At 65.5% G+C, this 22,477-nt stretch carries 24 protein-coding genes and 1 pseudogene; 10 read left to right on the top strand and 15 right to left on the bottom strand.

Annotation, left to right across the window (positions count from 1 at the left end; translation table 11 throughout):
* Nucleotides 1-86: 86 nt before the first annotated feature.
* The gene (locus EF294_RS06930; protein WP_246007735.1) at nt 87-1,019 is read left to right on the top strand and encodes a hypothetical protein; all 933 of its coding nucleotides are present in this window, start codon (nt 87-89) and stop codon (nt 1,017-1,019) included.
* Here EF294_RS06930 and EF294_RS06925 read toward each other — a convergent pair.
* Nucleotides 1,006-2,124 carry an AraC family transcriptional regulator gene (locus EF294_RS06925; protein WP_425459403.1) on the bottom strand — a complete coding sequence of 373 codons (1,119 nt, stop codon included), beginning with the start codon at nt 2,122-2,124 and terminating at the stop codon, nt 1,006-1,008. The two genes, EF294_RS06930 and EF294_RS06925, sit on opposite strands and share 14 nt — an antisense overlap.
* Before the next feature lie 127 nt (nt 2,125-2,251).
* Here EF294_RS06925 and EF294_RS06915 point away from each other — a divergent pair, with 127 nt between their 5' ends.
* From EF294_RS06915 to EF294_RS06905, 3 genes are read left to right on the top strand one after another with little or no spacing between them, the layout of a single operon-like run.
* Nucleotides 2,252-3,478, top strand: coding sequence for a cytochrome P450 (locus EF294_RS06915; protein WP_123927275.1), 1,227 nt, complete (start codon nt 2,252-2,254; stop codon nt 3,476-3,478).
* A gap of 1 nt (nt 3,479) precedes the next feature.
* The gene (locus EF294_RS06910) at nt 3,480-4,532 is read left to right on the top strand and encodes a 2Fe-2S iron-sulfur cluster-binding protein (protein ID WP_246007734.1); all 1,053 of its coding nucleotides are present in this window, start codon (nt 3,480-3,482) and stop codon (nt 4,530-4,532) included.
* Nucleotides 4,533-4,537: 5 nt separating this feature from the next.
* The gene (locus EF294_RS06905; RefSeq protein ID WP_123927578.1) at nt 4,538-4,840 is read left to right on the top strand and encodes an EthD family reductase; all 303 of its coding nucleotides are present in this window, start codon (nt 4,538-4,540) and stop codon (nt 4,838-4,840) included.
* Nucleotides 4,841-4,858: 18 nt separating this feature from the next.
* On the opposite strand, the gene EF294_RS06900 is transcribed toward EF294_RS06905, so the two are convergent.
* Entirely contained in the window at nt 4,859-5,605 is a 747-nt protein-coding gene (locus EF294_RS06900) for a helix-turn-helix transcriptional regulator (protein WP_246007733.1), read from the bottom strand.
* Nucleotides 5,606-5,623: 18 nt separating this feature from the next.
* Between EF294_RS06900 and EF294_RS06895 the strand changes: the two are divergent.
* From EF294_RS06895 to EF294_RS06875, 5 genes and pseudogenes are all read left to right on the top strand, one after another.
* Nucleotides 5,624-6,034 (top strand): annotated as a pseudogene (locus EF294_RS06895) (flavin reductase family protein); the annotation flags it as partial.
* Nucleotides 6,035-6,068: 34 nt separating this feature from the next.
* Nucleotides 6,069-6,878 carry an IclR family transcriptional regulator gene (locus EF294_RS06890; protein WP_123927269.1) on the top strand — a complete coding sequence of 270 codons (810 nt, stop codon included), beginning with the start codon at nt 6,069-6,071 and terminating at the stop codon, nt 6,876-6,878.
* Nucleotides 6,879-6,900: 22 nt separating this feature from the next.
* Entirely contained in the window at nt 6,901-7,689 is a 789-nt protein-coding gene (locus EF294_RS06885; RefSeq protein WP_123927266.1) for a 2-keto-4-pentenoate hydratase, read from the top strand.
* Nucleotides 7,686-8,516, top strand: coding sequence for a 2-keto-4-pentenoate hydratase (locus EF294_RS06880; protein WP_123927263.1), 831 nt, complete (start codon nt 7,686-7,688; stop codon nt 8,514-8,516). The genes EF294_RS06885 and EF294_RS06880 overlap by 4 nt, the downstream gene beginning before the upstream one ends.
* 5 nt (nt 8,517-8,521) lie before the next feature.
* Nucleotides 8,522-8,725 (top strand): tautomerase family protein, encoded by a 204-nt coding sequence (locus tag EF294_RS06875; protein WP_123927259.1) that lies wholly within the window; start codon nt 8,522-8,524, stop codon nt 8,723-8,725.
* Here the strand turns inward: EF294_RS06875 and nicT are convergent, their stop codons facing one another.
* The 13 genes from nicT to EF294_RS06810 all read right to left on the bottom strand — a co-directional run bounded on the left by nicT (nt 8,726) and on the right by EF294_RS06810 (nt 20,778).
* The gene (gene nicT, locus EF294_RS06870) at nt 8,726-9,811 is read right to left on the bottom strand and encodes a Nickel transporter NicT (RefSeq protein WP_123927256.1); all 1,086 of its coding nucleotides are present in this window, start codon (nt 9,809-9,811) and stop codon (nt 8,726-8,728) included.
* 2 nt (nt 9,812-9,813) lie between these two features.
* Nucleotides 9,814-10,227, bottom strand: coding sequence for a nitrile hydratase accessory protein (locus tag EF294_RS06865; protein ID WP_123927253.1), 414 nt, complete (start codon nt 10,225-10,227; stop codon nt 9,814-9,816).
* Nucleotides 10,224-10,826, bottom strand: a complete 603-nt coding sequence (nthA, locus tag EF294_RS06860; RefSeq protein ID WP_123927250.1) for a nitrile hydratase subunit alpha — start codon at nt 10,824-10,826, stop codon at nt 10,224-10,226. The genes EF294_RS06865 and nthA overlap by 4 nt, the downstream gene beginning before the upstream one ends.
* Nucleotides 10,823-11,524, bottom strand: coding sequence for a nitrile hydratase subunit beta (gene nthB, locus EF294_RS06855; protein ID WP_123927246.1), 702 nt, complete (start codon nt 11,522-11,524; stop codon nt 10,823-10,825). The genes nthA and nthB overlap by 4 nt, the downstream gene beginning before the upstream one ends.
* A 10-nt stretch (nt 11,525-11,534) precedes the next feature.
* The gene (gene oxdA, locus EF294_RS06850; RefSeq protein WP_123927243.1) at nt 11,535-12,602 is read right to left on the bottom strand and encodes an aliphatic aldoxime dehydratase; all 1,068 of its coding nucleotides are present in this window, start codon (nt 12,600-12,602) and stop codon (nt 11,535-11,537) included.
* A gap of 16 nt (nt 12,603-12,618) precedes the next feature.
* Nucleotides 12,619-14,172 (bottom strand): amidase, encoded by a 1,554-nt coding sequence (locus EF294_RS06845; protein WP_123927240.1) that lies wholly within the window; start codon nt 14,170-14,172, stop codon nt 12,619-12,621.
* A 95-nt stretch (nt 14,173-14,267) separates the two neighbouring features.
* Nucleotides 14,268-15,656: an ABC transporter substrate-binding protein gene (locus EF294_RS06840; RefSeq protein ID WP_123927237.1), complete on the bottom strand. Its 1,389-nt coding sequence runs from the start codon at nt 15,654-15,656 to the stop codon at nt 14,268-14,270.
* Nucleotides 15,657-15,694: 38 nt separating this feature from the next.
* Nucleotides 15,695-16,066, bottom strand: coding sequence for an ArsR/SmtB family transcription factor (locus EF294_RS06835; protein ID WP_123927234.1), 372 nt, complete (start codon nt 16,064-16,066; stop codon nt 15,695-15,697).
* A 57-nt stretch (nt 16,067-16,123) separates the two neighbouring features.
* A complete protein-coding gene (locus EF294_RS06830; protein WP_123927231.1) occupies nt 16,124-16,561 on the bottom strand; it encodes a tautomerase family protein in 438 nt (145 codons plus the stop codon).
* A gap of 59 nt (nt 16,562-16,620) precedes the next feature.
* A complete protein-coding gene (locus EF294_RS06825; RefSeq protein ID WP_123927228.1) occupies nt 16,621-17,394 on the bottom strand; it encodes an SDR family NAD(P)-dependent oxidoreductase in 774 nt (257 codons plus the stop codon).
* Nucleotides 17,391-18,860, bottom strand: a complete 1,470-nt coding sequence (locus tag EF294_RS06820; RefSeq protein ID WP_123927225.1) for an aldehyde dehydrogenase — start codon at nt 18,858-18,860, stop codon at nt 17,391-17,393. Before EF294_RS06820 ends, EF294_RS06825 begins: the two co-directional genes overlap by 4 nt.
* Nucleotides 18,857-19,897 (bottom strand): 4-hydroxy-2-oxovalerate aldolase, encoded by a 1,041-nt coding sequence (gene dmpG / locus EF294_RS06815; protein WP_185090974.1) that lies wholly within the window; start codon nt 19,895-19,897, stop codon nt 18,857-18,859. Before dmpG ends, EF294_RS06820 begins: the two co-directional genes overlap by 4 nt.
* A gap of 2 nt (nt 19,898-19,899) precedes the next feature.
* A complete protein-coding gene (locus EF294_RS06810; RefSeq protein ID WP_123927220.1) occupies nt 19,900-20,778 on the bottom strand; it encodes an acetaldehyde dehydrogenase (acetylating) in 879 nt (292 codons plus the stop codon).
* A gap of 218 nt (nt 20,779-20,996) precedes the next feature.
* On the opposite strand from EF294_RS06810, the gene EF294_RS06805 reads away from it, so the two are divergent.
* Entirely contained in the window at nt 20,997-22,043 is a 1,047-nt protein-coding gene (locus EF294_RS06805; protein ID WP_123927217.1) for a VOC family protein, read from the top strand.
* Nucleotides 22,044-22,477 lie beyond the last annotated feature (434 nt).

Raw genomic sequence — 22,477 nt, 5'->3', positions numbered from 1 at the left:
CGTGCCGGTTTTCGCCTACACCGGCCGAACGACTCCGCACCATCGAACGACGTCGCAGGGCAACCGGCCCAGATATTCTCACTCAGATGAGAACGAACATCGCCGAGCCCCGCCGCCGCATGGCCGTGGCCGGTGTTGCGGCGGCCGCCTTCGTCGCGATCGCCGCAAGCGCGTGCGGCACCTCCACTACCCCGACATCCGCTACCCCGGCGGCACCGCAGATGACGGTGGCGGCCGATGCCGCGAAAGTCCATTTCGCGTCCGCTGATTCGGCGACGATCACCCCCGGCGTGCAGACCTACACCGGCGATGCGCAATGCACCACCAACTACGTCTTCGTCGACAAATCCGGCAACGTCTACCTCGGACAGGCCGCACACTGCTCGGGAACGGGTAAGGACACCGAGACCAATGGCTGCCACAACAACAGCCTGCCGATCGGCACCGTTGTTACCTTCAACAAGGGCGGCAACCCGATCACCGGTGTGGGCAGACAACTCGGTGCCGGCACCCTGGTCTACAACAGTTGGCTCACCATGCGTCAGAAGGGCGAAACCGATCAGAACACCTGTAATTTCAACGATCTCGCACTGATCAAGGTGAACCCGGACGACGTCGGTAAGGTCAATCCGTCGATACCGTTCTGGGGCGGACCCACCGGCATCGCCACCGACGGCACGACACCCGACACGAAGATCTACAGCTACGGAAGTTCGAGCCTGAAGTTCGGATTCAAGAAGCTGTCCAAGCAACACGGCGTCAGCAAGGCAGACCAACCCGCCGACAACGGCTGGTCGCACATCGTGGAGATGCGTTTCCCCGGCATCCCCGGAGACAGCGGCAGCGCCTACCTCGACGCGCAGGGTCGCGCCCTCGGCGTGCTTTCGACCATCGGCCTGGCGTTGCCCCCGCTCAACAACATCGGCGACATCAGTCACGAATTGCAGTATGCACGAGCCAATTCCGGGATCGACGGGCTTCAACTGGTCCTTGGGACCGCGCCGTTCAAGGGCAAGTAGGGGCGATCACCCCCGCATTCCGAAAACTCCGCGGACTCACTCCTACCGTGCGCCGAAACGACCGCGAAAAGTGTGACACGTCACGGAAACCGAGGCGCTCGGCGATCTCGTGCACGCTCTGATCGGTATCCGAGAGCAGTGAGCGGGCTCGTTCGAAGCGTTTGCCGTACAACCATGTTCGCGGTGTGGTGCCCGCGGCGCTGAACAGTTTGTGGATGTAGCGCACGGACATACCCAACTCGGTGGCCACGTCGGCGATCGTGTGGTCGGGATCGCCGATGTGGCGCAGCATCGACTGCTGCACAGTGCGCAGGTCGTCGGCGTGCACGCGATCGGTCAGCGAACGCTGCGGCATCCGATGGTCGACCGCCGCGGAGACCACGTCGAGCAACGCCGATGCGACGGCCGCGACGGCTCCCGCACCGAGATCATCGTCGTGAACGGCGAGATCCACCAGCATGCTCGACGCGACCCGGCCCACACCGGAGCCCGCATCGATCCGGAGCCCGACGGCGTTATCGATACTCACCCCGACCCGTGAGGCGAACAGATCCCGCGGCACCCGCAGAACGACCTGCTCGAACTCGGTCACCCCACTGACGATGAACGGGCGCTGCGAATCGACGAAACCGAACGCACCGGAGTCGAGTGTCGAAGTCCGCCGCTGCTGAGTGATGGTCGCGGCACCCTTCGTCACCAGGCACAACAACAGTGCGTCCACGGGATCCGAAGCGATCATGTCGGGTGTGCGTACCACGGTATGCGGGTCGGCGCGCACCAGACTCAACGCCATCTCGCCGACCGGTCGCGCCGTGATGTCGGCGTCGAAGGACGAATGTAGCCGCGGCCAGTCGACATCCATCTCGCAGAACGTCATGTCGAGCGTCTCCGCCCACAACTCACGCCCCTCCGACGAGGCCAGCTCACGCGTACTCAAGGCAACGGCCATGCCGTCTGAAACACCCGCGGCCGTGCCGTCTGAAACACCCGCGGCCGTGCCGTCTGAAACACCCGCGGCCGTGCCGTCCGGGACAACAACGGCCGTGCCGTCCGGGTCAACAACGGCCGTGCCGTCCGGGTCAAGATTCGGTGCACTCTCGGTCATTCTCAGCCGCCACCTCCCTCTTTAGTGTTCCAGATCACAACCTTTTCCATGCAGACACCAGAGGCATTCCGGATACGGGAGCACCCCGACCCCCGCCTGTTCGGAATATCCATACGTAAGGACGATCATGACGCTCACATCCGCGGCAACACCGAGTTGGATCACCGACATCACGATGGCCGAGCTGGAGGCCGACCCGCGCCCGTTCTACGAACGCCTGCGGCGTGAAGCACCTGTCGCGTTCGTCCCGCAGCTGGGTCTGCACATCGTCTCGACCAGGGAGTTGTGCCTGGAGATCTCGAAGGATTCCGAGAACTGGCCCGCGGTGATCTCCCCGGCGGGTGGCCGGACCTTCGGCTCCGGGGCAATCCTCAACTCCAACGGGCCCGAGCACCGTGAACTGCGCGGGATGGTCGAGCCGCACCTACAGCCATCGGCCGTCGACACCTACATCGACGACCTCGTCCGGCCCTTCGCACGCAGCAGACTCGCCGACTTCGAGGACAACGGAGCCGCCGACATCGTTGCCGAATACTGCGAACCGGTCAGCGTGCGCGCGCTTGGTGACCTCCTCGGCCTCGGCGACGTCAGCACCGACAAGCTGCGCGAATGGTTCCACAAGCTCAGCGACTCGTTCACCAATGCCGACATGACAGCCGACGGCGAGTTCGCCAATCCGGACGGGTTCATCCCCGGCGACGAGGCCAAGGCCGAGATCATCGCGCACGTCGACCCGAAGATCGACCACTGGATCGAGCACCCCGATCACACCGCGATCTCCCATTGGCTCCACGACGGCATGCCCGAGGGGCAGACCCGCAGCCGCGAGGTCATCTACCCGAATCTCTACGTCTTCCTGCTCGGCGCGATGCAGGAGCCGGGCCACGCGATGGGGACCACCCTCGCCGGCCTGTTCAGCCGGCCCGATCAACTCGAGCGGGTCATCGACGACCCCACCCTGATCACCAGGGCCGTCGCCGAGGGCATGCGCTGGGTGGCACCGATCTGGTCGGCCGCGGTGAAGGTCGCCACCAGAAAGGTGACAGTCGGTGGCGTGACCCTGCCGCAGGGGTCACTGGTGATGCTCTCCTACGGTTCGGCCAACAACGACGAGAACGCCTACGACGCACCCACCTCCTACGACCTCGACCGCGCCGTCATCCCGAATCTGACATTCGGTGGTGGCGTACACGCCTGCGCCGGAACCTATTTCGCCAGCGCGGTAGTGCGGATCGCACTCGAGGAGCTGTTCGAGTCGATCCCCAACATCGAACGGGACACCGCTCACGAGATCGACTTCTGGGGTTGGGGATTCCGCGGACCCAAGCAGCTGCACGTGCAGTGGGAGGTCTGAGGTGACCGCCTCCACCACCGCCACCCACCGGGTGCGGGTCGGCACAACCACTCTCGAGGTGGCCCCGGACCAGACCATCCTGGACGCAGCGCTACGCGCGAACGCCTGGATTCCGCACTCCTGCACGCAGGGCACGTGCGGGTCGTGCAAGCTGTCGGTGGTGTGCGGGCGCGTCGATCACCGCGACTCCCCCGAATACACCTTGACCGCCGAAGAACGCGAACGTGGAATGGCGTTGGCGTGCATGGCCACTCCGTGCGGCGAGGTGACGGTCGAACCGATCGGCGCGATCGACGAATCGATCCCACGGCAACCTCTGCGCGATCACTGCGGCACCGTCGCCGAGATCACCGAGATCGCCGACCACACGCGGCGGCTGGTGGTCGACCTCGACGACGACATGGCGTTCAACGCCGGCCAGTACTGTGAACTCGTCGTCCCGTCCACCGGCACAACCCCGGGTACCGTTGTGACACGGCAGTATTCGATGGCCAACCCGCCGTCGGAAACGCGCAGACTGGAGTTCCACATCAAGCTCACCCCCGGCGGGGTAGCCACCGAACGGTGGATCTTCTCGACCCTGGCCGTCGGTGATCGTCTTCGGCTGCGCGGGCCGTTGGGGCAGTTCCATCTCGTGGCCGAGCAGACCGGACCCGGCATCCTCATCGGCGGCGGCACCGGGCTCGCACCGCTGTGCTCCATCGCCTCACACGCGCTGGAGCACAATCTGATTCCCGAAATCCACCTCTATCACGGCGGGCGTCGGCGCGCCGACCTCTACGACGTCGAACGATTCACCGTGCTCGCCGCCACCGACAGCCGGTTCCACTACCACCCGGTGCTCAGTGAGCAGGAGTGGGACGGTGCCACCGGTCTGGTCACCGACGCCGTCCTCGCCGACTTCTCCTCATGCAAGGGCATGAGTGGATTCCTCTGTGGCCCACCACCGATGGTGCAGGCCGGTGTCAAAGCACTCAAGCGCCGGCGGATGGCGCCGCGCATGATCTTCCGCGAAGAATTCCCCGCCATCCCGGCGACCACACCCCAGGAGTGAGCACCATGTACGTCATCACCGTCATCTACCATCATCCCGACGATCCCGCCGCCTTCGACGAGTACTACGCCTCGACGCATCGGCCCCTTGCCGAGGCGATCAACGGCCTCACGGCTCTGTCGGTGAGCCGATGCGAATCGCTCGACGAGTCACCACCCGCCGAGTACGCGATCGCCCGCTTGATCTTCGAAACCAAAGACGTTGCGCTCGCAGCCCTTTCGTCGCCCGAGGGACAAGCAGCCGCAGGTGATGTCGCAAACTTCGCCACCGGTGGGGCCACCATGCTCTTCGGCGAGGCCCCCGCCTGAGACCCGGCCCCACGACGCTCACCCGGTTCGGAACCGGCCCGGACTCGTACCCACCTGCTTACGGAACAGACGACCGAAATGCGACACGTCACGAAGTCCCACGTACTCACTGATCGTGGCCACCGGATCCCCGGTCGTCGCGAGCAAGTGCTTGGCGCGCTCGATCCGGGCCTCGTACAGCCAGCCGTTGGCCGTGCGCCCCGCCCCCTGCGCGAGTATTTGCAGGTTGCGCAGCGACATCCCGCTGAGGCGAGCAACGTCGGAGACGGTCAGGTCGGCGTCGTGGAGGTTGTCGGCGATGACCTTCTCGATGCGGGCGAGGTCCTGCGCGCGATATCCGTCACCCGGGCGCACGATGGGCGCGGACTCGAGGATCGTCGCCGAGAGCATGCTGATCGCCGACGACGCGAACGGGACCGCGGTGGCCGCAGGCAACTCGGTGGCCGCCATGTCGGTCAGCACCCGGCCGATGATCGCCGATGCCCCGTCGTCGGCAGGGTCGAAGGCGCGGGCGGTGACCCGCGCGGCGAGCGCCTCGGGCAACCGCCCCTCCACCAGCCGGCCCGGTACCCGTACCACCACTTGCCGGAACCGGGTCGGGGCGTCGAAGACGAACGGCGCGGCCAGGTCCATCAGCACGAAGGCTCCGCCCGAGACGACCGCACTCCTGCCGTTCCGGCGCACCTCTACCTGACCCTCGGTCACCACACACACCAGAAAGTCTGGGCAGGAGTCGGATTCGATCATCGCCGGGGTCCGGATCACGGTTTGCGCATCACAGCGGATGGAGCTGACGTGCAGATCGCCGACCGGTTCACCTCGGTCTCCCTCGATCCGCCGCTGGTCCTCGTCTCCATCGCGAACCGGGCGAAGATGAACGCCAAGATCGCCGACACCGGCCGATACGGGGTGTCGATCCTCGCCAGCGATCAGGCACCGCTGTCTCTGCATTTCGCCGGCGCGGCAAGCGAACCCGATCTGGTCAGGTTCACCTGGCGTCGCGGCGTCCCGCTGCTCGACGGCGCGCTGGTCCACCTGCCGTGCACCGTCACCGACTCCCACCCCGCAGGCGATCACACACTGCACGTGGGTCGGTTCGAGGAACTCTGGTTCGACGACGGTCATCCACTCCTGTTCTACACCGGCAGTTTTCGAGCGCTCGAACTGCAAGGCGAACACGGTTGGGGCTTCTGAGCCCCCCCACACACCAAATCACGAAAGGTGGATCATGGCAGCACTACAAACGGTTCAGAAGATCGGTCCGGTCCTGGACCTCTTCACCGTCGAACGCCCGGAGTGGGGTGTCACCGAGGTCGCCTCGGCCATCGGCGTCCCCCGCTCGAGCGCACACGCACTGTTGGCGTCGCTCGTCGACATCGGACTGTTGCAGTGCCGCTCGCGTGGCAGGTACCGCATCGGCTGGCGAATCGTCGAACTCAATCAGACCCTGCAGGGCTCCGTCGATGTGCGAACCTGCGCCGCGCCGATCTTGCGGGCACTGTCGGAGAAGTATGGCGAGACAGCACATCTGGCGATCATGGAGCGCTATCGCGTGATGTATGTCGACAAGGTCATCGGCACACACGTGATCAATGTGTCCGGCGCGCGGATCGGCGCACACCTCGACGCGCACTGCAGCGCGGTCGGCAAGGCCCTGCTGGCCCACCGCCATCCCGGTGAGATCGAACGCAACGTCCTCAACAGTCCGTTGCACCGCTATACCCCGTCGACGATCACCAGTGCTGCCGAGCTCACCAGGGAGCTCAAAGCCGTTCTGCGTCATGGTTGCGCCTTCGACAACGGCGAGGCCGTCGCCGACGTGAATTGTGTGGCCGCACCCATCCGCGACGAGATGGGCGTGGTGGTGGCGGCGATCTCGATCACCGCGCCCGCCATCCGGTTCGTGCCCGCGCAACAAGAGTTCCGGCGCGCGGTGATCGGCGCGGCGAATGCGGTCACCAAGTCCCTCACGGCATCGGTACCCACGGAGATCGCCCCCGACACCCAGGTGTCCGCACTCCACGCGATCGCCGGATGAGACGAGAAGGAGCTCACAAGAGATGACCGATGACGTTGGACGGACCGCCGAGGACCTACTCGGTGCGTATCGCAACAGGCAGCCGATCGAACCCGTCGCCGATCGATTCGCGGACGCCCCACTGTCTCTCGCCTACGAGATCGCCCTCGCTCAGGTCGAGGACTGGGTGAAGCACGGCGACACCATCAAGGGACACAAGGTGGGGTTGGCCTCCCGCGCCATCCAACGCCAGATGGGGGTGTCCCAGCCCGATTTCGGTCATCTCACGGCGAGCATGTTCCACCTCGAGAATGCCCCCATCCCGACGGGCACTTTCATCCAACCGCGGATCGAACCAGAAGTGGCCTTCGTCCTCGGAAAGCCTTTGCGCGGGCCGGGGGTCACCATCGCCGACGCGGCCGCGGCCGTCGACTTCGTGTTGCCGTCACTGGAGATCGTCGACTCCCGCATCCGAGACTGGGCGATCGGGATCTTCGACACCGTCGCCGACAACGCGTCGTCGGGTGGGGTCGTCCTGGGCAGCCGGCCGACGAGGCTCACCGACGTCGACCTGCGGCTGACCGGGGTCAACCTGCACGTCAATGGCGAACTCATCGCGACCGGAGCCGGTGGCGCCGTGCTCGGTTCGCCGCTGAACGCACTGGTATGGCTGGCCAACACGGTCGGGCCGCTCGGCGTCACCCTCGAACCCGGACATGTGGTGCTGCCCGGCTCGATGACCAAGGCCGTGCCCATCTCCCCGGGCGACACGATCGTCGCCGACTTCGCCGGAATCGGCAGCGTCACCGCACTTCTGGAAGGACCACGATGACCACCCCACCCACTGCTGCGCCACCCACCGCCGCACCACCCGCGGCCTCGCCATGGAGCGCAGGACGCGTGGCCGAGATCCTCCTGTCCGCCGAGCGCTCGCGCACACCACGGACGTCGATCCGCGCCGAGTGGCCCGATCTGAGCCTCGACATCGCCTACGCCGCCCAGGACATCGCGCTCGCCGACCGGCTCGCGCACGGTGAGGTGGTCACCGGCATCAAGCTCGGTCTCACCTCCCGCGCCAAACAGCAGCAGATGGGCGTCGACTCGCCGTCGGTGGCCTGGTTGACCGATTCCATGGCATTGCCTGCCGGACTTGCGGTTCCGCGGGATCGTCTCATCCATCCGCGCGCCGAGCCGGAGATCGCCTTCGTGCTGGGGCGTGCACTGCGGGGCCCGGGTGTGACGGCCGCACAGGCGCTCGCGGCCGTCGACCACGCGATGGGAGCGATCGAGATCATCGACAGCCGTTATTGGGGATTCAAGTTCAGCCTCGAAGATGCGGTGGCCGATAATAATTCGTCGGGCGTCTACGTCACCGGACCGGTCATCCGGCGCATCGACGACCTCGACCTCGGACTCGAGGCGTGTCTGCTGGAGGTTGACGGTGACGTCGTCGACAGTGCCACCGGGTCGGCGGTTCTCGGACACCCGGGTGAGGCACTTGCCTTCGCCGCCAATACCTTCGGTGCGCGCGGAATCACCCTGGAACCGGAGTGGGTGGTCTTGACCGGCGGTATGACCGATGCCGTACCGGTCTCGCCCGGAAGCCGGGTGGCCGCCCACTTCACATCCCTGGGCACCGTCACCGTCGCGGGCGGGTGAGTGCGATGCCGTTCATCGACGTGACCCTCTCCGCGGGACGGACACCCGAGCAGATCCGCGACCTACAGCATCAACTGACCGAGGCCGCCCACCGCGCCCTGGGAGCACCCATCGCCAACATTCGGGTGGTGGTCCGCGAGGTTCCCGCAACCCACTGGGCGGCAGGTGATGTCACCATCGCCGAGCGGGAGGCGGGGCAGCCACGGTGATCAGGAGGGCAGGCGTTCGGCTTCGGGCGCCGGAATCCGGTCCTCGAGCTTGGCCAACTTCCAGTAGGCGATCGCGATCACCCACGCGACCACGAACATGACGACAATGGCGATTCCGGCCGTGTTGAGATCGACTCCGCTGATCCAGTTGCTCGCAGAGTCGGTCCAACCGAAGTCGTCGTGGAGCACACTCACCAACTCGATGGTCCCGATGAGCAGGGCCACCGCCACCGAGAGGCCGGTGATGGTCAGGTTGTAGTAGATCTTGCGCACCGGATGCGCGAACGCCCAATCGTAGGCGACCGTCATGAACATCCCGTCCAGCGTGTCCATCAGGCTCATACCACTGGCGAACAGCAAGGGCAGCACAAGGGTCGCATACCACGGCAATCCGGCCACGGCGCCGGTGCCGGCCAGGGCGAGAAGTGCCACCTCGGTCGCCGTGTCGAAGCCGAGCCCGAACAGGACTCCGACGGGATACATCTGGAACGGACGCTTGATCCGCCGCATCAGAGGGCCGAGCAACCGAGCGAGGAATCCACGGTCGTGCAGCGCGCCCTCGAGTTCGTCGTGATCGAAGTGGCCCGCCCGGAGTTTGCCGAACACCCGCCAGATGGCGATCAGGGCAACGATGTTGATGAACGCGATGAGATACAGAAAGGTGCCGGAGGCAACCGTGCTGATCGTGCCCAGCGCCTGGCGGACCGGTGAGTCGTCCTGGGTCAGCACCGACACCACGTGTGCACCCACGACCACGAGAATCGCGAGGAGGAACACGATCGTCGAATGCCCCATGGCAAACCAGAATCCGACCGACTTGGGTCGCCGGCCGTCATTCATGAGTTTACGGGTGGTGTTGTCGATCGCAGCGATGTGGTCGGCGTCGAAGGCGTGCCGTAACCCGAAGGTGTATGCGGTGACGGCCAGTCCCACGCTGAACACCTGGGTGCCGAGTTGGTAGTGCTGCGGGACGATGACCGCGAACAGCACCCCGAACGCCACCACGTGCATCACCACGATGATGCCGAGTTGGACGGACGCGTCCAGGTAATCCTTCCGGGTCCACCGCTTCACCGATGAGCTCATCGTCAGGACCCGGATGCCTTGTCGATGGCGATCGGCTCGAGGATCGCCCTGTGATGGTTGCGATTCGGCGGTGCGGAAAGGATCTCGGCGGTGCGCTCGGCGAACTCGTCGGCCGGTAGATGACCACTCTCTGCGAGCACCTGCTCGAGTGCGCTCACCCAGTGCCGGTAGTACGACCACGAGTCGTCCGTGAGATCACCCACCGCCGTCTCCCATTCTTGGATCGACGAGATCAGCGCACCCTGGAACTGCCTCCAGTCGTACTGTCCGCTCTGGTGAGCGACGATGGCGAGCGCGAAAGCGCGGATCTCCCAGGGGGAATCGAAGGCGGTATCGCCCGAACGCGGGGCCGGCAGGTCGCAGACGAGGCTGTCTATGGCGGCCCGTTGCTGCGGATGTGGTGCGGTCACACTCATGCCGCCACCTCCTTGACCGGGCCGACACCGATCATCGAATCGCGGGTCACCAGCGCCGCGAGCTGGTCTTCGCTCCAACCGTCGGTACCACTCGGGCGTTGCGGCAGCACCCAGTACCGCATTTCCGAGCTGGAATCCCAGATCTGGATCTCGGTGGTCCGGGGGATCTCGTAGCCGAAGTCCTCGGCCAGCACCTTGCGCGGCTCCCGCACGATCCGCGCGCGATACTGCGGTTCCTTGTACCAGTTGGGCGGAAGCCCCAGGACCGGCCACGGATAGCACGAGCACAGGGTGCACACGATCGCATGATGGACGGTGCCGGTGTCCTCGAGCACCACCATGTCCTCGCCCTGCAGTCCGCTGATTCCGAGTTCCTTGCAGGCTCCGGTCGCATCGGTGAGCAGACGCTGCTTGAAGTCGGGGTCCGCCCAGGCCTTGGCGACGACCTTGGCCCCGAGTTGCGGTCCGACCTCGTTCTCATAGATGTCGACGATGCGATCCACCATCGATGTCGTCATCACGCCCTTCTCGATCAACATCGATTCGAGGGCTTTGACGCGCGCGGCGATCTCCTCTTGGCTCGGGGTCTGAAAGCTCATGCCTGTGCTCCTTCTGTGACGAGTTCGATGTAGGGGTCCCAGACATCGAAGTGGACCGAGCCGTTGGGATCGCCGATACCTGTACCCCATAGCTCCTCGGCGGTGAATCTCACCGTGTAGACGTGCTCGGGGTTCTCCCCGAGGCCGTTGCCGGCGGTGTCGGGATAGATGAAGGAACCATGCTGGGCGACAACGGTTCCCACCTTTCCGCGTACGTACCGGGCGCGCCGTGTGTGGCCGTATGGGCTCACGTCGGTCACCCGGATCACGTCACCGACGACGAAACGGGCGGCCTTGTCGGTATCCCGCTTCGCCGGAGCGCCCGCCGGCACGACCGCGTTCACGAAGTCGATCAACTCCTGCGACTGTTCGTGATCGGGCAGCGGAGCCTCCGGATTATGCAGATAATGCTCGGTTCGACGGTCGAGTTCGGCCGGGTCGATGGCGCCGGCGGCGATGGCGGCGTTCTCGATCGAGTACAGCCAGTGCTCGTAGTAGGGCGCCTTGAGGTAGACCGCCGGGTCCATCTTCTCGATCCCGTGGCGGAACGAGTCCACACCGAAGTAGCCCGCGCGGAAGCACGCCGGGAACATGGTGAACATCGGCTTTTCCCACTCTGCCACGAAGGTTGGTTCGTCCTCGACGACCGAGACCGGACCGAGGCCGTCGGTTCCGCCGAGGTCAAAGACACCATTCATCTGACTCTCCTCACTGATTTGCGGCCGGCGACGCATCGCGCATCATGCCGGTACCGGGGTGACAATTGATGTACTCGAAGATCTGGTCCTGCGCATCGGATACCGAAACCTCGTGATAGAGGCGAAGTTTGTCCAGTTCCGTGGCGACTTTGAAGAATGTCGTGAAGATCCGCAGGTGCGTGGGGTGCGATTCGGCCCACCGCTCGAGTTTCTCCAGCGATCGCCAGTGCCCGATGTTGTAGGTCTCGTCAAGCGGACGGCCGTCGAGATCGATGTTGCGTACCAGCCGATTGCTGTAGCAGCCGACGTCTGCGCCGTTGTCACGCAAGAAGTCCATCCCTTGATGCAGGGTGGGCTGGATTTCGTCGAGATACAGCGAGCGCTCGGGCTCAACGGCCTCGCGCCAGTCCTGTCCGGACCGGATCAGTGCGATGTTGTCGTGACCCGCGACCACCACTCGTCCACCGGCAGCGGGATCTCCCGACACGATCCGGAGGGTGGCGTCGCGGGGCGGCTGCATCCACTCGTTCTGTGACAACGGGAATCGTTCGCGCATCGATCCCCAGTAGCCGTGCTCGTTGATATCGCCGCTGATGTCGCTCATCAGCGCGCCCACGCCGGGCAACCTGTCCTGGAACGCATACAGGGTTTCGAACTGGTCCACTCGTGGTGACACGATCTCGCGGAAGTAGCCGACCGGATCGGTGAGACGGTCGTCGGAGGACCACCAGCGGTCGACCTCGGGCGAACCCAGCCACCGCGTGCAGGATTGCGGATCAGCCCAGTAGCCGACAACAATGAAATTGTCGTAGCCCTCACCATCGACGTGGTGGGTGACATCGTGATGCGATGGACCGTGCGGATGGTCGAGATGGGCGACGATCTCGGCGACCGCGGTCAACGCCTGCGCCCGGTGAGCCTCTCCGTGGGACTGAACGCCAAGGTATCCCATGGTGATCTGCTCGATCTCCGTGTCGGCGCGACCCACCCACATCGGGAAGGGCGGCTGATAGTCGTCGGGGACGCGACGGGAGATACTGCGTGGACAGGTGAGATGGGTGTCGATCGCGGATTCCATTGAGCAGAAATCCTTTCTAGGTCAGTGCGGATGCGGTCTGCGGTGCGGGGAATCCGCCCCGGAGTTGTTCGAAGGTGTGACCGGCTCGCAGAACAGTGGCGTCGTCGAAATGCTTGCCGATGATCATCATTCCGACCGGGAGGCCGTCGACGAGGCCGGCGGGCACCGACAGTGCCGGATGTCCGGTGACGTCGAGAGGCGCGGTGTTGACGATCATTCCGAGCGCCTTGGTCAGATAGGTCGCCCGATCGATGGGTGGCTCGGGCAGTACCGTCGCCGCATACGGCAGGGTCGGCATGACGAGAACGTCATATCGTTGTAGTGCCGCGTCGTAAGCTGCTCGAGCGAGTGGTACCAGGTTGCGCGCCTTGCCGTAGCTGGCTCCGCCCAGCCTGTTCACACCGTGATATCCGCACAGCGCAACGAGTTTGACCGTCTCGGACAAGTCGTCGGCGTAGTCGATTCGCCGTCGCGCAAAGTAGGCCATCTGTTCGGGATCGTACAAGCCATCCGCATTGAGGCCGTAGCCGTTCCCGTCGAGCATCTGGTAAGCGCCGCCGTCGGTGGCGATCACGTTCCACACATGAAACGCATCCCGGTGCCAGGGGATACTGGTCTGCTCGACCACCGCCCCCGCCTCGGTGAACCGCTCCACCGCCGCCCGGACGGCGTCATCGACGTCGGGTTGGGAGACCTCGTGACCGAATCCCTCGGAGACCACCCCTATCCGGAGCCCGGTCACTCCGTCGTCGAGCCCTGTGAGGTAATCGGCCGCTTCGATTGTTGTGGGCTGTCTCGGATCGAGATCATCTCGGCCGGCGATCACCGAGAGCATCGCCGCCGCGTCGGAGACGGTCCGCGTGATTGGACCGACGTGATCGATGGTGCGCTCGATCGGGAATGCACCGGTGTACGGGACGAGTCCGAAGGTCGGTTTGTGTCCCACCACCCCGCAGAAGGACGCCGGGATCCGGATCGACCCACCCTGGTCGCCGCCGATGGCCAGGTCGACCTCGCCGCTGGCGACCAAAGCCGCACTGCCGCCGGATGATCCGCCGGCCTCACGCGTCCGATCCCAGGGATTGAGCACCGGGCCGGAGGCCGGCGTGAAACTCGACCCGGAGAAGCACAAATCCTCACACACCGCTTTGCCGACGATCTCGGCACCTGCGTCGAGTAGACGGGTGACGACGGTGGCATCACGAGAAGGAATGAATCCCTCCAACGACCGCGAGCCGTTCATCATCGGGACCCCGGCCACCGACACGTTGTCCTTGATGGCCACTTTCCGACCGGACAGTCGGGTATCAGGCGGGGCTTCCGCGTTGATCGACGTCCTCATGTACCAGGCGCCAAGCGGATTCGAGTCGTCGGCACGTGCGGACTCGTACCGCCGGACCGGCGCGTCGGGCATCGCGGAGCGTGCATAGACGTCGTCGACGACGTCGTAGGAGCCCAATGCACCGTCGACCAACGCGACGAATTCCGTTCGGCCGGACTCGTTCAGATCGAATCCGAAATGTGTTGCTGCGGACTCGATTGCCCCCGCATCAGGACGCTCGACTACCATGCCATCTCCTTCTTGCCGACGAGGTGAATGACAAGAAGACTACGAAGTGGACGTCGATCCGTCAATAGGTGTCGACATATCAACTCGTGCGAGGTTCAGAGCGGGCGCAGAACCCCTCGGCGCGACTCGGCGAGCAGAATCGGCCGTGTCGGCCCGGCCTCGGAGTGGATCGAGCACTGTATCAGCTTCTGGCGCAAACCTTCTCGGTCGAGATCCGGCTCCATCGAGATCACGCGCCCGTACATCCGGATTGCCTCATATGTCGTTTCCGACAACGAACTGAGTGGCGGAGCCGGGCCCACCAGATCTCGGCTGTAGCGGTCCTCCAGTTCACGATAGGTCTCGATGGCCCCCTGGAAGTAGGCGAAGGCGGCCCAGACCCCATCGGCGGCCGAGTCGCCGATCAGCTGTTGCGTCGCCTCGTCCAGTACGAGCGCGAGTGTGCGGGTGTGAGACCGCAGACCGAAATGTGCGCATTGCTGCTCGAAGACGACCTCATCATGACCGACCAGGGACGACAGGATCAGTTCCGCCCCCGAATGCTCGATCGACTCTATCACCGCCGAAAAGTCCCCGGTGCCCAGCTGAAGGTAGACATCGCCGAGTACCGCACCGCCGTTTTCCGAGACCACTCGACGAGCGGCCCAATGCGCACCGAACGACCACGAATACCGATGTCCCACAAAGAACCACCGCCGAGCACGGGTCCGGGACATCAGCGCCGGGACGCCCGCCCGCACCTGCGCCAGAGGTCGCTCGCCGAGCCGGACCACTCCGGGATTCGGGCGGCCACCCTCGTTGAGCACGGTGTGCACGAGCAGGACGCCGCTGCCCTGCAACACCGACGCGGCTGCGCTGAACGTGGCTGAGGTGACACAGGCGAAGATCACCCGGCAGCCGCTACGCAACAGACGTGTCGCCGCGGCCGCTCCGGCCAACGAATCCGATGCGTCGTCCCCGATGAGCAATTCCATCGGAACCCCTGCGATGCCCCCGTCCGCGTTGATCTCGTCGACGGCCAACTGTGCCAGGGTCTCGGTGGCCTGGGCGAACACCGCGGCCGAACCGGACTTGCTGACGAGCAGACCCACGCGGTGCAGGTCGTCGCGCAACGGTTCGGGCGGTCCGAAGCCACGTCGTTGTGCCAGCCACATGACACCGTCCTGATCCAGGCTGGACTCCACCACGATCCGCGATCCGCCGCCGTCGGCGAAGAATCTCACCGTCAGTTTTCCGCGCCACGGCTGATGGTGCGTGATGACCACCGATCGTCCCCGGTGCACCGCACCCACATGTCCCAGCAGCGTGATCGGCATTCCCGCGACTCCGGAGCCGCCACCCGCGGGTAGCGACACCGAGACGGCCGCACCCACCACCAACTTCGTGCATTCGAGGTCGAAGAACTGACCGGCGGCGAACCTCGCAAAAGCGATCTCCGGCGGATCGGCAGTCGAGATCTGTGCGGTCACAGAAAGTGCAGGCACACGCCATCACCCACGATCATCGGGTAGCCGACAGGCGATCAGGCTTGCCGACGGACTCGCGCACTCCGGTCCTCGGAGTGACCCTCCGACGAGCTGGTCGATTCCTCGCCGACAACAAGTGCACGTTCGAGCATGTCTTGCAGGAACTGTAGTGCATCGTTGGCCGGTCCGGCCGGGTCAATCGAGAAGTATCGGTGCCGCCCCGATCGGCGTTCGACGACCATTCCCGACATCTTCAGCGCCTTGAGGTGTGTCGAGACCGTGGTGCGACCGACCGACGAGATCTGGTCGCTGATGAAACCCGCGCTGCATTCTCCGTGCGAGGCGAGGGTGTCGAGGATCTGGCGACGGACATGATCAGCCAGCGCGGCGAACACAAGTTCGCGACTCTGCTGATCTGTGTCACTCATGCCTCGTTGCCCTTTATCATCATCCACCGGCCGTCGCACCCGATACGTCGACTCTCATCAACATATCTCACGAGCGCTGCCGGCGAAACCCGCCCGCGCCGCGATCTCCTCGGCGCGGGCCCCCGACGCAGGCTGTCCGCCGATTCCCCAGTTCTCCGGAGCGACCTCGATGATCCGTCCGCGGACAGCCGTGCGATCGACGCCGAGGACGCCGACGATCAGATCGGTGAACGCCAGCAGTAACCGTTGACGCTGGGCGACCGGGCGCCCGGCCAACACGATGGCGGTGAAGTACGGTGCGACGACGCCGCTGTCGGCAACGAGCTGCCCGGCCACCGCCATCCGGGTGGCCTCGTGGGGCACCAGGAAGGTGCGAACGCGCTCGATCGGCGAGTCCAGCACTGCCGCATACACTTGCGACGCCTCGACGAGCAGTTGCCGCTCCTGTTCCGGTGTCACAGCACCGGAGGGAAGATGAAAGTGCGCCACCGGCATGGCTTTTCCTCTCCTGGTAGTGGGACCGAACCCTGACTGTAAGAACCTGGGTGTAGGCCCTAGAGAACGCCGTGACGAACACCGCCATCGGCGGTCATTACCGCGCCGTGCAGTACATCGGCCTGCGGAGCAAGAAGCATCTCGACGAGCCAGGCGATTTCATCGAGAGCCGGCAGGCGGCCCAGCGTCGTCTTGGCGCGGTAGCGCTCCCAGATCTCGTCGGGTCGGCGACCGGTCTGCTCGACCTCGGAATCGACGAGGGCACGCAGCCGCGGGGTGTCGATCGGTCCGGGGGCGATGGTGTGCACCGTCACGCCCCTGGGTCCGTAGAGCACCGAGATCTGACGCATCAGATTCAGCAGCGCGGCGTTCGCGGTACCCGGCCCAGCGTCGAGCGGTCCGGGTTCGATGCCGAGCGACCCGGCGATCGCGACGAACCGCGACCCCGGAGCCATCCGTTCGCGCACCCCGTGGAGCAGCCGTACCGTGCCGGCGACCTTGATGTTGGCCGCGGTCGCCAGCGCCGTCGGCACGATCGCATCGGCCGACCCCTTGACCGGTAGTCCGGCCGCGAAAATCGCCATGCGTAACGGCCCGTGGAGTGCCGGTTGCGCGAGCGCCGCCCGGATGTCGTCGACCGCCCCGTCGTCACCGATGTCTGCGGGGCACGCGTGGACGAGCGGGTTGCCTGCGGCGATCTCCTCCAGGTCGCCCGCCGAACGCGCCACCGCGACCACACGGTGACCGCGGTCGGTCAACCGCTCGGTGATGACCGATCCCATGGCACCCGTGGCGCCGACGACGACGCAGGTGCCCGAGCCGGTAGCGGTCATCTCCGCAACCGGATGGTCACCGCGCGTGGTTCGGTGAAGAACTCGCGCGAGTACTGTCCGCCCTCGCGGCCCAGCCCGGAGATGCCCTCGCCGCCGAACGGCAGCCGCAGGTCGCGTTCGAAGAACGTGTTGATCCAGACGGTCCCGGCCTTCCAGCGTGCCGCCAATCGATGGGCGCGATTGAGGTTGTCGGTGAACAGGATTCCGGCCAGACCGTAGGGCGAGTCGTTGGCGATACGCAAAGCCTCGTCCTCGGTGTCGAAGCCGAGGACGGTCTCGACCGGTCCGAAGATCTCCTCGCGTGCCGTCTGAGAGTCGTTGGTGAGCCCGGTGATCACCGTCGGCGGGTAGTAGAACCCGCCGGCGTGTGCGGGGCCGGTGAGACGCTCACCGCCGGTGATCACCTTGCCACCCTCTTCCTGCGCGAGTTCGACGTAGCCGGCAACCTTCTCGAGGTGTCGTTGCTCGATGAGCGGCCCCATGAAGGTGTCGGGGTCCTTCGGGTCGCCGACGACGAGCTTGCCCGCTTCCTCGGCGAACCGTGCCAGGAACTCCTCGCGAATCGAGTTCTGCACCAGCAGACGCGAGCCGGACAGGCAGACCTGCCCGTTGCCACCGAAGATCGCGCGGATCGACATGGGCACGGCCACATCGAGATCGGCGTCCTCGAAGATGATGTTCGCCGACTTGCCGCCCATCTCCGCCGAGACCGGGGTGTGATTGGCGGCGGCGGCACGCAGGATGTGGACGCCGGTGGCGCTCGACCCGGTGAAGGTGATGCGGTCCACCCGCGGGTCCGCGGTGAGAGGGCCGGCCACCTCGTCGCCACCGAAGCCATGGACGACGTTGAGCACTCCCGCGGGCAGCCCGGCCTCCAGCGCGATCTCGGCGAACCGGTGCGCGGTCAACGGGGTCTGTGGGGCGGGCTTCAGTACGACGGTGTTACCGAAGGCCAACGCGGGGGCCACCTTCCACGTCGCCAGCATCAGCGGCGCATTCCACGGGCTGATCGCCGACACCACCCCGGCAGGCGGATACAGCACGTAGGAGAGGAGGTCACCGTCCGGATAGGCCTCGTTGGCGGCCATCGACACGTAGTCGGCGAAGAATCTCAGATTGTGCGCCACCCGCGGGATCTCGGCGTGTAGCGACTGCGTGATGGTCTTGCCTCCGTCACGGGTCTCCAGCAGTGCCAACTCGTCTCGGTGATCGTCGACGGCATCGGCGACGGAATGCAGGATCGCGGCACGTTCCTTCGGCGACATCTGCGGCCACGGTCCGTCGTCGAACGCCACACGCGCGGCGTCGATGGCGGCGGACCCGTCCTCGGCTGTTCCCCGTGCGACTGTTGCCAAAAGCGAACCATCATGCGGATCAAGGGATTCGAAGGTCGATCCATCGGATGCGTCGACCCAGTTCTCGCCGATCAGGTGGCGAACAGTCCGCGGGATGTCGGTCGTGGTCATACCGCGGCCACCTCCGGGGTCTCGTACACGCGACCGGCCAATTCGGCGGCCACATCGATGATCATGTCCTCCTGGCCGCCGATCACGCCCCGCCTCCCGAGTTCGAGCAGGATCTCGCGCGTGGGAATTCCGAACTTCTTGGCGGCCCGTTTGGTGGGATGGAAGAACGTCGAATAGACACCCGCATATCCGAGCACCAGCGCCGTCTCGTCGACGATCTGCGGTTCCTTCATCAACGGTGCGACAACGTGTTCGGCCGTGTCGATGAGCCCGAAAAGGTCGACGCCGGTATGCCAGCCCGCGCGTTCGAAGGCGGCCGCGAGCACCTCGGTCTGGGCGTTGCCCGCGCTGGCGCCGAGTCCGCGCAACGATCCGTCGATGAAGGTGGCGCCGTTCTCGGCGGCGTTGAGCGCGTTGGCGATTCCGACGCCGAGATTGTTGTGTGCGTGGAATCCGATGTCGGCGCCGATGGCCGATCGCAGCGCTGCGACACGTTCGCCGGCCTGCTGCGGGACGAGCGCACCGGCCGAGTCCACGACGTAGACGACGTCGGCGCCATAGGAATCGACCTTGACCGCCTGCTCCGCGAGTGCCTCAGGCTCGAGCTTGTGACTCATCATCAGAAACGTCATCACGTTGAGGCCCTGGTCTTTTGCCCATTCGATGGGCTGCTGACCGCAGTCGGCCTCGGTGCAATGGACCGCGACGCGCACGGTGGAGATGCCGGCGTCCACAGCGCCCTGCAACTCGGTCAGCGTGGCAATCCCGGGAACATAGAGTGCCGCGATGTCGGCGTTGTCGACGGCATCGACCGCGGCCCGCACGTACTCGGGATCGGTGGCCGCGGCGAAGCCGTATTGGATCGAGGAGGCGCCCAACCCGATTCCGTGGGCGACCTCGATGGTCGACACCCCGGCGCGGTCGAGTCCGGCGGCGATCGCCGCCACGTTCTCGGTGGTGAACTGGTGTGAGACGCTGGACATCCCGTCACGCAGGGTGGTGTCGACGAGGGTGACCGTGCGGTCGTTGCTCGACATGTTCATCGGAGTGCTCCTGTCACGAGATTCTGTTGGGCCATCACGTCGGCGACACGGACCGCGGCGGCGGTGATGATGTCGAGATTGCCTGCGTAGGTGGGCAAGAAGTCTCCCGCTCCGATGACCTCGAGCATCACGGTCACGAGATCACCGTCGACGTCGACGAGTTTGAGGGTGTAGCCCGGGACGTACTCCTGCACCCGGGTGACCATGTCGAGGACGGCCCGCTCGATGGCGTCGGCGTCGGGGTTGCGCACCTTGGCATAGACGGTGTCGCGCATGTTCATCGGTGGTTCGGCCGGGTTGATCACCGAGATCGCCTTGGCGCGATCGGCGCCGGCGACCGCGGCGAGGGCGCGCCCGGTCTTCTCACTGAACTCGCTGAGGTTCTGGCGCGTCCCGGGTCCCGCGCTCTTGGCGGCGATGGCGGCGACGATCTCGCCGTAGGACGCGTCGGCAACCTCGTTGATGGCGTGCAGGATCGGTATGGTGGCCTGGCCGGCGCAGCTCACCATGTTCACGTTGGGTGCGCCCAGGTGCTCGTCGAGGTTGACCGCGGGCACCACGTACGGACCGACCGATGCCGGGGTGAGGTCGATCGCGGTGATTCCCGCGTCGGCGTAGCGCGGGGCGGCGGCCGCGTGAATTCTCGCGGAGGTGGCCTCGAAGACCAGGTCCGGTAGATCCGGCTGTGCCAGCAGCCATTCGATGCCCTCGGCCGATGTCTCGAGCCCTTCGGTGCGGGCGCGGGCGAGGCCTTCGCTGTCGGGATCGATCCCGACCATGGATACCGGCTCGACATACTCGGACCTGAGCAACTTGTACATCAGGTCCGTCCCGATGTTGCCCGAGCCGACAATTGCGGCGGTAAACCGACTCATCGTGTTCTCCCTTGGATCGCTGTGTCTGCGACGGTAGGGATGTCGAGGGCGTACTCGTGCTCGTCGCCGGAGTGCCCGGACGCGATGCGGCCACATCGACACCCTCGTTCGGCATTGCCGAACGGCAGTGATGGCCATCACAAACCTCGGTCATGCTCGGCGTCATCCACCCATGGATGGCGCCGGTCATCGGCGCCGCACGAACCACAGGAGATCCGATGAGTGAGAATCCCGCCCGTTTCGACGTCGCACACCTGGCGCGCTGCGAACTGCTCAGTCCCAAGCCGCAGGAGACCGAAGACTTCTTCACCCGATTCCTCGGCATGTATGTGACCAAGCGTGAGGGCCAGTCGGTGTACCTGCGCGGGTACGAGGACCCCTACCAGTGGAGTCTCAAGATCACCGAGTCCGCGCAGGCCGGGATGGGTCATGCGGCGTTGCGCACCAGCTCACCGGAGGCCCTGGAGCGCCGCGCGCGCTCGCTGCAGGACGGCAACGTCGAGACCAGTTGGCACGAGGACGAATTCGGCTACGGAAAGACACTTGCGTACCACACCGCAGACGGCCACGACTTCGCTCTGCTGTGGGAGGCCGAGAAGTATCTCGCCCCGTCGGAGTTGCAGAGCAAGATCCTCTCGCGGCCGTCGAAGAAGCCGTTGCAGGGTATTCCGGTCAAGCGCATCGATCACCTGAATCTGATGGCGTCGGACGTGACCTCGGTGAAGAACGAGTTCGAGCGGCATCTCGGTTTCCGCACCACTGAGCGGGTGGTCGACGGTGAGGTCGAGATCGGCGCGTGGATGAGCTCGAACCTCCTCGGCCACGAGGTCGCATGTATGCGCGACATGACCGGTGGGCGCGGCAAGCTGCACCATCTCGCGTTCTATTACGGCACCGGCCAGCACAATGTCGACGCCGCGGAGATGTTCCGCGACTACGACATCCAGATCGAGGCGGGCCCCGACACCCACGGGATCACCCAGGGCCAGTTCCTCTATGTGTTCGAACCCGGAGGCAACCGGATCGAGCTCTTCGGCGAGGCCGGATACCTGCATCTCGATCCCGACGCACAGACCAAGACCTGGGACATGGCCGAGATCGACACCGGCCTGGCCGTGGGCGGCGCGAAGCTGCCGTGGGAAACCTATTTCACCTATGGCACGCCCAGCCCGCTCTCCCTGGACCGGCACATCGAACAGTTCGCCCACTTCGGCCCTGGCGCGGAAGCCCCGGTTGCCGACGAGTTGGCGGGCGCGTCGGCCTGAGGCCTGTCTGCGCACTCGGCTACACTTGCCCACCCACCGCCGAGCGCGCGGCAGCAGCCACCCGCCGACACCTCCGCGCCGACACCGAACGCGAACCGGACCATTCCGGCTGCGTCGCAGGCGATCAGCATCGCGCTGATTGCTGCTGCGCCTCGTTGTCCCGGCCAGGCGGCTCGAGGCACAACGCGTAGAGCCACCTCGTCGGGCGCCCTGAGCAGCAACCGGATCGCTGCTTCTTCCTTGGCTTGTGCGACGATCTCGGCCCAGCCGCCGACGGGCGGCCGCCGGCTCTCGCAGGCGTCGTGCGGACGCAGCTGTCGGCTGGTACGGACCTCCATGGCGAGAATTTCGTTCTCGACGTAGGCCCGCAGACGGGACGCATCGACCTGGTCTGCGGTATCGGCGGCCGCGTCGAGTGGCCGCGCGGCTCGGAC

Source organism: Gordonia oryzae, from assembly GCF_003797185.1.
Classification (GTDB): domain Bacteria; phylum Actinomycetota; class Actinomycetes; order Mycobacteriales; family Mycobacteriaceae; genus Gordonia; species Gordonia oryzae.
This window is presented reverse-complemented; position numbering and strand designations above follow the sequence as displayed.